General features: G+C 68.2%; 11 protein-coding genes. 5 read left to right on the top strand and 6 right to left on the bottom strand.

Going from position 1 to position 8,690, the window contains the following annotated elements:
* Nucleotides 1–6: 6 nt before the first annotated feature.
* On the bottom strand, nt 7–201 hold the full coding sequence (locus BIV25_RS48685) for a transposase (RefSeq protein ID WP_256257169.1): 195 nt from the start codon (nt 199–201) through the stop codon (nt 7–9).
* A 366-nt stretch (nt 202–567) separates the two neighbouring features.
* Here BIV25_RS48685 and BIV25_RS43365 point away from each other — a divergent pair, with 366 nt between their 5' ends.
* Nucleotides 568–1,125: a hypothetical protein gene (locus BIV25_RS43365; protein WP_371273143.1), complete on the top strand. Its 558-nt coding sequence runs from the start codon at nt 568–570 to the stop codon at nt 1,123–1,125.
* Here BIV25_RS43365 and BIV25_RS43360 read toward each other — a convergent pair.
* Complete coding sequence (locus BIV25_RS43360; protein ID WP_256257160.1) at nt 1,055–2,092, bottom strand: FAD-dependent monooxygenase; 1,038 nt, start codon at nt 2,090–2,092, stop codon at nt 1,055–1,057. The two genes, BIV25_RS43365 and BIV25_RS43360, sit on opposite strands and share 71 nt — an antisense overlap.
* A 210-nt stretch (nt 2,093–2,302) precedes the next feature.
* Nucleotides 2,303–2,611, bottom strand: coding sequence for a fic family toxin-antitoxin system, toxin component (locus tag BIV25_RS43355; protein ID WP_256257159.1), 309 nt, complete (start codon nt 2,609–2,611; stop codon nt 2,303–2,305).
* A 292-nt stretch (nt 2,612–2,903) separates the two neighbouring features.
* Here BIV25_RS43355 and BIV25_RS43350 point away from each other — a divergent pair, with 292 nt between their 5' ends.
* A complete protein-coding gene (locus tag BIV25_RS43350) occupies nt 2,904–4,349 on the top strand; it encodes an oxygenase MpaB family protein (RefSeq protein WP_071378088.1) in 1,446 nt (481 codons plus the stop codon).
* A 553-nt stretch (nt 4,350–4,902) separates the two neighbouring features.
* Here the strand turns inward: BIV25_RS43350 and BIV25_RS43345 are convergent.
* Both BIV25_RS43345 and BIV25_RS43340 read right to left on the bottom strand, forming a co-directional pair.
* Nucleotides 4,903–5,148 (bottom strand): hypothetical protein, encoded by a 246-nt coding sequence (locus tag BIV25_RS43345; protein ID WP_143076810.1) that lies wholly within the window; start codon nt 5,146–5,148, stop codon nt 4,903–4,905.
* A gap of 460 nt (nt 5,149–5,608) precedes the next feature.
* Complete coding sequence (locus tag BIV25_RS43340) at nt 5,609–5,890, bottom strand: hypothetical protein (protein WP_071378086.1); 282 nt, start codon at nt 5,888–5,890, stop codon at nt 5,609–5,611.
* Nucleotides 5,891–6,318: 428 nt separating this feature from the next.
* Between BIV25_RS43340 and BIV25_RS43335 the strand changes: the two genes are divergently transcribed.
* The 3 genes from BIV25_RS43335 (at nt 6,319) to BIV25_RS53850 (ending at nt 8,073) form a co-directional block, all read left to right on the top strand.
* Complete coding sequence (locus tag BIV25_RS43335; RefSeq protein ID WP_071378085.1) at nt 6,319–6,885, top strand: dihydrofolate reductase family protein; 567 nt, start codon at nt 6,319–6,321, stop codon at nt 6,883–6,885.
* A gap of 391 nt (nt 6,886–7,276) precedes the next feature.
* The gene (locus tag BIV25_RS53855; RefSeq protein ID WP_256257158.1) at nt 7,277–7,816 is read left to right on the top strand and encodes a PhzF family phenazine biosynthesis isomerase; all 540 of its coding nucleotides are present in this window, start codon (nt 7,277–7,279) and stop codon (nt 7,814–7,816) included.
* Entirely contained in the window at nt 7,750–8,073 is a 324-nt protein-coding gene (locus BIV25_RS53850) for a PhzF family phenazine biosynthesis protein (protein WP_256257157.1), read from the top strand. Before BIV25_RS53855 ends, BIV25_RS53850 begins: the two co-directional genes overlap by 67 nt.
* Before the next feature lie 4 nt (nt 8,074–8,077).
* Here the strand turns inward: BIV25_RS53850 and BIV25_RS43325 are convergent, their stop codons facing one another.
* On the bottom strand, nt 8,078–8,656 hold the full coding sequence (locus BIV25_RS43325; protein ID WP_371273142.1) for a TetR/AcrR family transcriptional regulator: 579 nt from the start codon (nt 8,654–8,656) through the stop codon (nt 8,078–8,080).
* Nucleotides 8,657–8,690: the final 34 nt, after the last annotated feature.

Genomic DNA, 8,690 nt, shown 5'->3' with positions numbered 1-8,690 from the left:
CCGTGACTACACCACCCCGCGGGACATGACCGTGTAGTGCATCCGCTTCAACTCCGCTACCTCCTTGCGGAGTTGCTTGAGCTCGTCCTGCGCGGCGGTGGTCAGCCGGTCGTCGCGCTCGCCGTGGCTGGCTTCGCCCTGGCGGACCCAGCCGCGCAGGGCCTCCCTGTGCATACTCAGGTCCTTCACGACGTGGGCGATCGGCCGGCCGGTGGTGCGGACCTCGCGGATCGCCAGCTCGCGAAGCTCGTCGGCGTTACGGAGTGCTGCGATGGTGCCGGCGGTTCTCCTTCGTCAGGACCGTAACCCCTGACAACAGGGACTCCACGCATCTCGGTACAGCTCACACCTGTAGTCGCAGTCCCCGCACTGGGGCCCCCACCGTGCTCGGGCGGCGGATCGGTGCTGGCGCTGACGCAACGAACTCCGCCAAAGCTCGTTGATCACAACATGAAGAAAATCATCGTACGGCGGCAGTCGTGCGTATTGGTCATGGTTTCGGTCCTGGTGCTGGGGGTTGCGGGCGCAGGAAGCGCCCAGGCGGGCCCGGCGAGGCATGGTTGCCCAGTGGGGGAGGTTTTCGCCACGAACAACACCGCGATCATCACGGAGCCGGCAGACCCCCGGCTCAGGACCCGGCTGACGCGCTTCGATCACGAGGTGCGCGGGATCATCCATGCCCAGGGCGCGAGGCCCGGCGCCTCGACACTGCTCGACGGAGTCTTCTGGTCCGGCGACCTCAAGCAGGCCACCTATGAGCGCTCGCGCGAGTTCGACGTCAACAGGGTCGGCCGGGACGGGCTGCACCACATCGCAGGCGTCATCGCCAAGCAGTACCACCAGGAGTCTGTACTGACCTTCCGCTGCCTGCCACGCACCGCGCCGGAAACCGACGCGGTCGAGATCCAGGCGCCCGGCGTCAGCGCCGCTCGTCTGCGCAATTCACTGCTCGCGAACCCCGAGGCCCGCGACGAGCTCGGAGGCGGCTCGGTCACCCTCGACGGGCGGCTCGTCCTCATCGCCCCACTCGCGGACCTGCCCCTGGCCAGGAAGTTCACGGAGTCCCTCGGTGTCGACTGGAACACGGCCGAGGTGCGCTACGGCGACGAAGAGTTCGTGAGTTGAGCCTGCGGGAGGCTCCGCCCACGTCACTGCTGAGGTAGTCGGAGATGAGTCCCGCTGATCCGGTCTCCCGCGGCGGCCACCGCGATCGGCGCGGTGCTGGCAGTGGACGGTCTGATCCACCTGTACTGGGCGACCGGGCGGACCTGGCCGGTGCACAGCACCGGCCGGCTCTCGCAGCGCGCTCACCGGGCTTGACCACCCGGACGGACAGCACCGTGCTGTTGTCCGGGTCGGCCTGCTCGATCAGCGCGCGCAGCTCCGGGTGCCAACTTCTCATACTGGACCGGACGGCGTCCTGCGCCGTCAGGTCCTCCAGCGAGCCGTTCGGCGGCAGGATCATGGCCCAGCGAGCGTAGCCGCCGATGTCGGGCAGTGTGACTTCGGGCGCCGGTTGCTCGGCGGCCTGCTGCGGCGGGGTACGGAAGCGCATCGCGCCGCGCAGCAGGCTGACGCCGTCGCCCGCGATCTTCGAGCCGTATGCCTTGGACAGGCTGGCGAACTCGTCGGTCAGCGGGGTGCGGCCGATGACGAACCGGACGCCGGTGTCGATCGGGGCGGTCTGCGGCGACAACACCCTGCGGACCGCGGAGGTGACGCCGTCCGCCCCGACGAGCAGGTCGGCGGTGGCCGGGCCGCGACGGGCGAACTGGGCCTGGACATTGCCGTCGGCCAGCACGTCGTAGCCGGTCAGCGTGGCGTCGGTGTGCACTGCGAGGCCAGCTGGCAACAGGTGTCGCAGCACCTGCCGGTCGACCACGATGCCGGTCCGGCCCGCGCCGAGGTTGCCGATCTCGTTCAGCCGCGGGTCCAGGATCAGCTGCTCGGCGGAGGCGCCCATGACGATGTCGTCCAGCAGCGGGTGCCAGCGCGTCGGTAGGCAGTCGCGCACCGCCCGGAAACCGATCAGGTTCAGCACGAGCCGGTAGCCCTGGAACCGTGTGACGACCCCCGGGTCGCGCTCGGACACGTCGGCCGACCCCGGCACCACGCAGACCCTGCGCGAGAGCCAGACCTCCCAGACAGGCTCCGACAACGGGGACTCGCAGCGCACACCTCCGGGACATCGATACGAACGTAGTTCGGTCAGGAGGTTCCCGAAGAAGGACGGGTCGGCCAGGGTCCGGTAGGCGACGTCCGGTGCCCGCGATCAGGTCGCCCATGGCGAGGGGGCTACCCGTCAGCCCTGCGACACCCAGCCCTCGATCTCCTCGGCGACCAGCCGTACGTCCAGTCCGTCTCGGGCGATCCGCTCGGCGAGGTCTCCGGCGTCCTTGTAGTCGACGGTCACCACGGCTCCGGACACGGTCAGGTAGGACGCGGCGCAGACGGCGCCGAACAGCCCGTTGGCGTGCTCCAGCGCCGGGACACGGATGAGCTGGTGCATGAGTGCGGCCGCCCGGTGATGAGGCTTTGGGTACACGTACCGGTCCATCACCTTGTCGGTGTGGCGGGCCACCGCGGCCTGGAGACTGCCGAAGTCGATCACGTCCGGGTCGCCGGGCAGGTTGCGGTGGGAGATGTCCAGCAGCCATGCCCGGTCGATGGCGAGGATCAGGCAGCCCGCCCGTTTGCCTCAGCTGTACGCGCTCCGGGCCCGGCTGCCGGCCGACTGCGTTCCGCGCGTCCAGAACGTCCTCGAGACGCTTCTCGGACGGGTGAATTCGGGGACCCGGCCGCTCCCGGACTCCGGTAGGACCGTTGAGCCGGGCGGATAGCCGGATGATCACTCTTCGGTGATTCCCCGCACCTTGCTGTCGCATGCTTGAGGAGACGCCCCCTTGACCACCGCTGATCTTCCTGGTCCTGATTCGCTGCTGCGCCGCACTCTGGGAGAGTGGCGGATCGGGCTAGTGGCGTGGCGGCTGCTGGTACTGCAGGCCGCGGATCCGGCGGTCGCCGCCGGCATGGCCGACTACTCCACCTACCGCGCGCACCCATGGCGGCGTATCGAGCACACCATGGACAGCGGGAAACGGCTGTTCTTCTCCGACCGTGACGGGCTACGCCGTGAGGTCGCCCGTCTAGAGCGCACGCACCGCCGTCTGGCCGGGACTGACGGGCAGGGCAGACCGTTCACGGCGTCGGACCCGGCGGTGCGGGTGTGGGTGCTGGTCACCTTGTACGAGTGCATGACGGCGATGCGGGAACTCTCCGGGTGTCCGCTGGTGCCGTCTGAACTGGATCAGATGTACGGAGAATTCCGTGCGGTGTGCGCCGAGTTCGAGCTCCCCGACGACCTGTTTCCGGCCACGGCCGCGGACGTGCCCGCCTATATGGACCGCGCGATCCGTGAGCGCCTCGAGTACAGCGAACCCGTGCGCTACCTGCTCTTCGACATGCTCCGCGAAGCACCCGCGCCTCGCCGCCTCGGCCGCCTGAGGCCGGCCTGGCCGCTCGTGCGCACGGTCAGCGCCCACCTGATCAGTGCGTTGACCCTTGCGGACCTGCCGGAAGCCTTCCGCGAGCGCTTCGAGTTGCGCCGCACCCGTCGCGCGGCCCTGTTGTCCTTCATCCTGCACCGTGGGATGCGCGTGCTGATGAACACCCTGCCCGAGCACCGCCGGTACCGCACCCCGCCGGCAGGCAAGTCCTTGAGTCCGCAGCCTGCCCGCGCCGCCACTGACCGTCCTTCCCGTGCAGAGACAAGCCCTGTCCGGCTGCCCTCACCACGCCGCCGCAAGGGCGCCGATTCTCGCCCGGTGCGTCTGCGGACCTTCTTCCGTCAGGTCCTCGACCAGACCGGTGACGGCTGCATCACCGCGGCCGATCTGCAGGCCATGGCGCACAACGTGTGCTGGCCCCTCGAACTCGCCCCTGAAAGCGAAGCCCGCGTCTACGCCGCCTTCGAGACCTGGTGGCAGCACCTGCGAGCCGGCATGGATGCCGACGACGACGGACAGGTGACCTGCGAGGAGTTCGTCACCGCGATGCTCACCGGGATCGATGCCGGGCCGGCCTACCTCGACGAGGGGCTGCACGTCGCCGTACGGGCGGTCTTCCAGGCTGCGGACACCGACGGCAGCGGACATCTGTGCGCTGATGAGTACCGCACGATCTTCGGCGGCTCCCGGGTCCACCCCGCCGAACTCAACCACGGCTTCCTCCAGCTCGACCACGATGGGGACGGCCGCATCACCGAGGACGAATTCGTCCAGGCCTTCGCCGACTACTTCACTGCCCGCACCGACAACACCGCCGGCAGCCAACTCCTCGGACGGCCATAGCCACCGGTGCGGGCCAAAGCTAAGCGCTATCGCGACACCGACCGAGACTGGACCGACCCGGCCACCTCCGAAAGGAGCCGGACTCGCAGCCCGCGGACGGCTGGATCTGGCACCAGCCCACCGACTCGTGAAAGGCCGCGCCTGGGGCGGCAACCTGGAGCTCCTGTCGTGGCTGTTGATGGCCGACCGCGAGATCGAACGAGACCCCGCCGCAGACGAGGGTCGCGTGCTGTTCCTGGCGACGTCAGAGGAGATGCCGAGCGGGGAGGACGTTCTTGTCGTAGGTGACGGCGGAGGAGCGAGGCGTCCCGTTGGGGTCGGCCCAGAGGAGCGCGTAGTTCGTCATGGTGGTCGTCATGGGCCCATCATCGCTGGTGGGTCTGACAGCTGCTGCAGAGTGCCATCTGCCGGGACAGAGCCGGGTCTGCTGCCAGGCCCTTGCGCGCCAGTGGTTCCCCGTCGTGGAGGTGGGGCCGCTTGAGTGAGAGTCCCCCCGGGGACAACGGGCGTCCCGCCGGGAGGCAGCGGGGTGCTCGCACGCTGCCCAGCCGGGTCAGGAGTTGAACGTGACGCAGTACAGCACGCAGTCGCTGGTGGGCCGGCCGGCGCGCTCAAAGGGGCTGAGGGGCACGGAGCCCGACCACCAGCCGGTCTTGGTGTCGTGCCAGCTCAAGGTGAGGTGGTATGTGCCAGCGTCGACGCCGTCGTACCAGTCGTTGACGAGGAGGTAACTGCCGGTGCGCGTCCCGCCTTGCACGCCGTTCCAGGAGAAGCACTGGAGTTGCGGGCCGCGACTCATGCCCATGGCCCCATTAGCGCAGGACCCAGGCGCGTAGACCTGGGCAGATGCTGACGTTGCTGTGGCAAGGCTGATGCCGGCTATGCCGGTTACGAGCGCTGCCAAGGGCGTCTTTCGCCTCATGCGCATGAAGTCCGCCCTGTCCTCTGTGTTTTGAGAGCATGACGGGAGATCCCTCCGCCCCAGTCGGCCGCGAGCCCAGGACTGGCAACGCATCGTGCGGAGCGTGCAGTTGCGCAGTGAAGCGGGGGTTCCGGTGCCGGCTGCACAGTGAGGCAATCGCTCACGCACTTTTGGAGCGGTCGGATGCCGCGCACCGGACCAGCTACGCGGCGCACCGCCTTCCGCCCCGCCCTCCACGGTTGAGGCGGGGCGGTCGTGCGTTCAGCATCTCGAGCTTGCGGCACCCGGACGTGAAGCCCGGCGCGCCCCTCGGTCCGCGTGAGAGGCGCGCCTGTCTTTAAAGGGCGCTGTTGTTGCAGCCCATGGTCGAGCCGATGCTGCTCTGCTGTGCGCCCGGGTTGCCCTCGCCGTTGAGGCCGTTGCCCAACAATCCGTTGAGGATTCCGACCTCGCCGAGGACGTCGAGGTTCAGGTCGTGCGACCTGCATGTGGAGCTCTGCTGGATGTTGAGGTGGTCGCCGTGGCCGCCCTCGCCGCCGGCGTGGGCGGTGCCAGCGGTCATGACTCCGACGCTCCCGAGGGTAGCGACCAGGACGGCAGCCTTGCGAAGCTTGTGCATGTGGTCTCCGTGAAAGTGAATGGGTGCGATCTCTGGTAGATCGACTTCTCTCGCGTACGAGACATTAATGTGAAATGTCGCAAATCGGACAATGGCGCGCCGGTTGTGGGCTGTGGTGGCTGCACGCGTGCAGGGCGCCAGTGCCGCTCATGGGCTGAGTGCAGGGTCTCGCCGCTCGTGACATGTAGAACGTGCGTGAGCTGGGCGTTCTTGGCTGTCTCACGGCCTTGTCGCCCGTGATCAGTCTCAAATCCGTGGTATTTCCTCGCGAGGGTGAGGTCGAGATCAGGCGGCTTGTCCGAGTCGGCCGAGTACTCCAGGCTGAGCCCCGAGCACGAGGGCTACCGGCGAGCTCGGATCGCGCACCGATGAGTTTCCCGAGCCGCGCTGGTCCATACACCGGACACCCACGGACGGAAGGCTGTGCCATGCGGAAACTGATCTACGGCATGAACCTGACTCTGGACGGCTACATCGCCGCGGCCGGCGACGACATCGGCTGGAGCGGACCGCCGAGCGACGAGCTGTTCCGGTGGTGGCTCGAGCACGAGCAGGCGAGTGGCCTGTCGCTGTATGGGCGCAAGCTGTGGGAGACGATGAGCTCCTACTGGCCGACCGGCGACCAGCAGCCGGGCGCCACCCCGGCGGAGATCGAGTTCGCGCGGAACTGGCGGGAGACGCCGAAGGTGGTGTTCTCCTCGACGATCGACAAGGTCGACTGGAACAGCCGCCTGGTCGCCGGCGACGCGATCGCCGAGATCACCCGGCTCAAGGCCGAGGGCGGCGGCCCAATGAACATCGGCGGCGCAACGCTCGCCGGGGCGGCCATGCGCGCCGGGCTGATCGACGAGTACGTGATCGCCGCACATCCGGTCCTGGTGGGCGGCGGCACGTCGTTCTTCACCACGCTGGACAGCTGGGTGAACCTGAACCTGGTGGAGACGCGGACGTTTCCCGGCGGCGTGGTCCTGACCAGGTACGAGACGAGGCGCTGAGCAGCTGGTCTCAGGGGTGCTGCAGAAGTGCTGCTGACATGCAGTCAGTCCTGAGACTGTGAAGCGAAATCTGAGGCCTACAAGAATTGCGGGATCTGAGCGTTAGCAGTATTTGCCGAGGGCTGTGACCTGGTGTCCTTTGGGCTGTCTCATCGTGGCCGGTTACGCGACTGTCTCTCGTAGGTGGCCCAATCCTCTCTGCCGGCGATCCTGGGGGCTGGTGACCGGAGCCCTCGTCGCCAGGGTCCGGGCTGGCGTACATGGCGAGCGTGGATGACGGGAATCTCGGTGTTTATGAGGACTCTGTACCAGGTCGATGAGTTCACCACCGTTCCGTTCACGGGCAACGCGGGGGGAGTCGTGCTCGACGCGGACGGCATCCGATACGGAGATGCTGGCTGTCGTGCGTGAGCTCAACAACTCCGAGACGGTTTTCGTGCTGCCGCAGGACGGTCCTGACCACGATGTGCGGGTTCGCTTCTTCACTCCGGTGGCGGAGGTGCCGACGTGCGGGCATGCCACGGTCGGGGCCCCTGGCGCCCGTGCTGTCGAGTACGGTCTGCCGTCGGGTTCGCTGGTGCAGAAGACAGGCACCGGACTGCTGCAGCGCGTGGACATCGAGCGTGGGGAGCGGGTGCGGATAGGCCTGCGACAGGGGCGGGCCGAGTTCGGCGCGGACCTCGAACGTGCCCAAGTCGTCCTGCTGCTCATGGCGTTGGGTGCGACACGGGTCGCTCTGGTGGAGGACGGGCCTGTGCTGGTCGTCTCGACCGGTCATCCCAAGGTCCTCGTTGAGTTGAGCGGAAGCGATGTGGTGGACGGGCTGAACCCTGATCCGGCGGCTCTCACGCACTCAGTCATGAGGTGGGCAGCAACGGCTTCTTCGTCTTCACCCGCGCCACGGGTGAGGGCCAACTCCTCACCTGGGTAAGGATGTTCGCCCCGGCCATCGGCATTGCCGAGGATGCCGTCACGGGTAACGGGCATGGCCCGCCGGGCGCGTGCCTGGTGCGGTACGGCCTGGCCGGCGCCGTGCAGGGGCGTCTGACGTTCACAGGGCGGCAAGGGGAGGCGATGGGGCGGCCCGGGAATGTCAGGGTCGCTGTCGGGGCAGCAGCGGACCGCTCCCTCCACGTCTCGATCCTGGGTGATGCGGTCACCGCGTTCCGGGCGCAGTTGGGTTCCTGAGAGGTCAGGCCGGATCGGAGGCGTATCCGGTGAGCAGGGCCGTCAGGATGCCGGTCACGCTGGGCTCGACCTCGACGACGGAGTGGGCGAGCTCGGGGTCGGTCTCGTAGAGGGCGCGTAGGTGAGTGCCAGGGGCGGCCATCTGCCACAGGGCCCCGGCCATCGAGGTGGCGGTCGCCACGACGCTGCGGGCCTGATCGGCGTCGAGCGGGGTGACTGCGTCGAGGGTGTCGCCGATCGCGGCGACCTCGGCGATGGCGCAGAGCTTGAAGTCCCGGACCGTGTCCAGGGAGACGTTGCGTTCCAGGTTCATCAGGGTGTGCGCGAGCAGGTCGCAGAAGAGCGGGCGGGTCACCAGGGACTGTGCCAGGATGCCGGCGATCGTGCGGGCCGTCGTCCCCCACTCCGGTTGTGCAGTGGTGGGGCAGGTTGTCAGGGCGCCGATGCGGTCGCGGACCTCGGCCGCCCAGTCCTGCCACGCGCTCGCGGCCAGGCGTAGGAAGATGTCCTCCCGCGTCTCGAAATAGCGCAGCATCGCGGACTTGTGCATGCCGACCTCGGTGGCGATGTCCGTGAGGGTCACCGTGCGCACGCTGTGCTCGGTCGCCAGGCGGGCG

It is taken from the genome of Streptomyces sp. MUSC 14 (assembly GCF_001866675.1).
Lineage (GTDB): Bacteria > Actinomycetota > Actinomycetes > Streptomycetales > Streptomycetaceae > Streptomyces.
The sequence above is the reverse complement of the archived record's forward strand: the minus strand, read 5'-3'. Positions and strand labels throughout refer to the sequence as shown.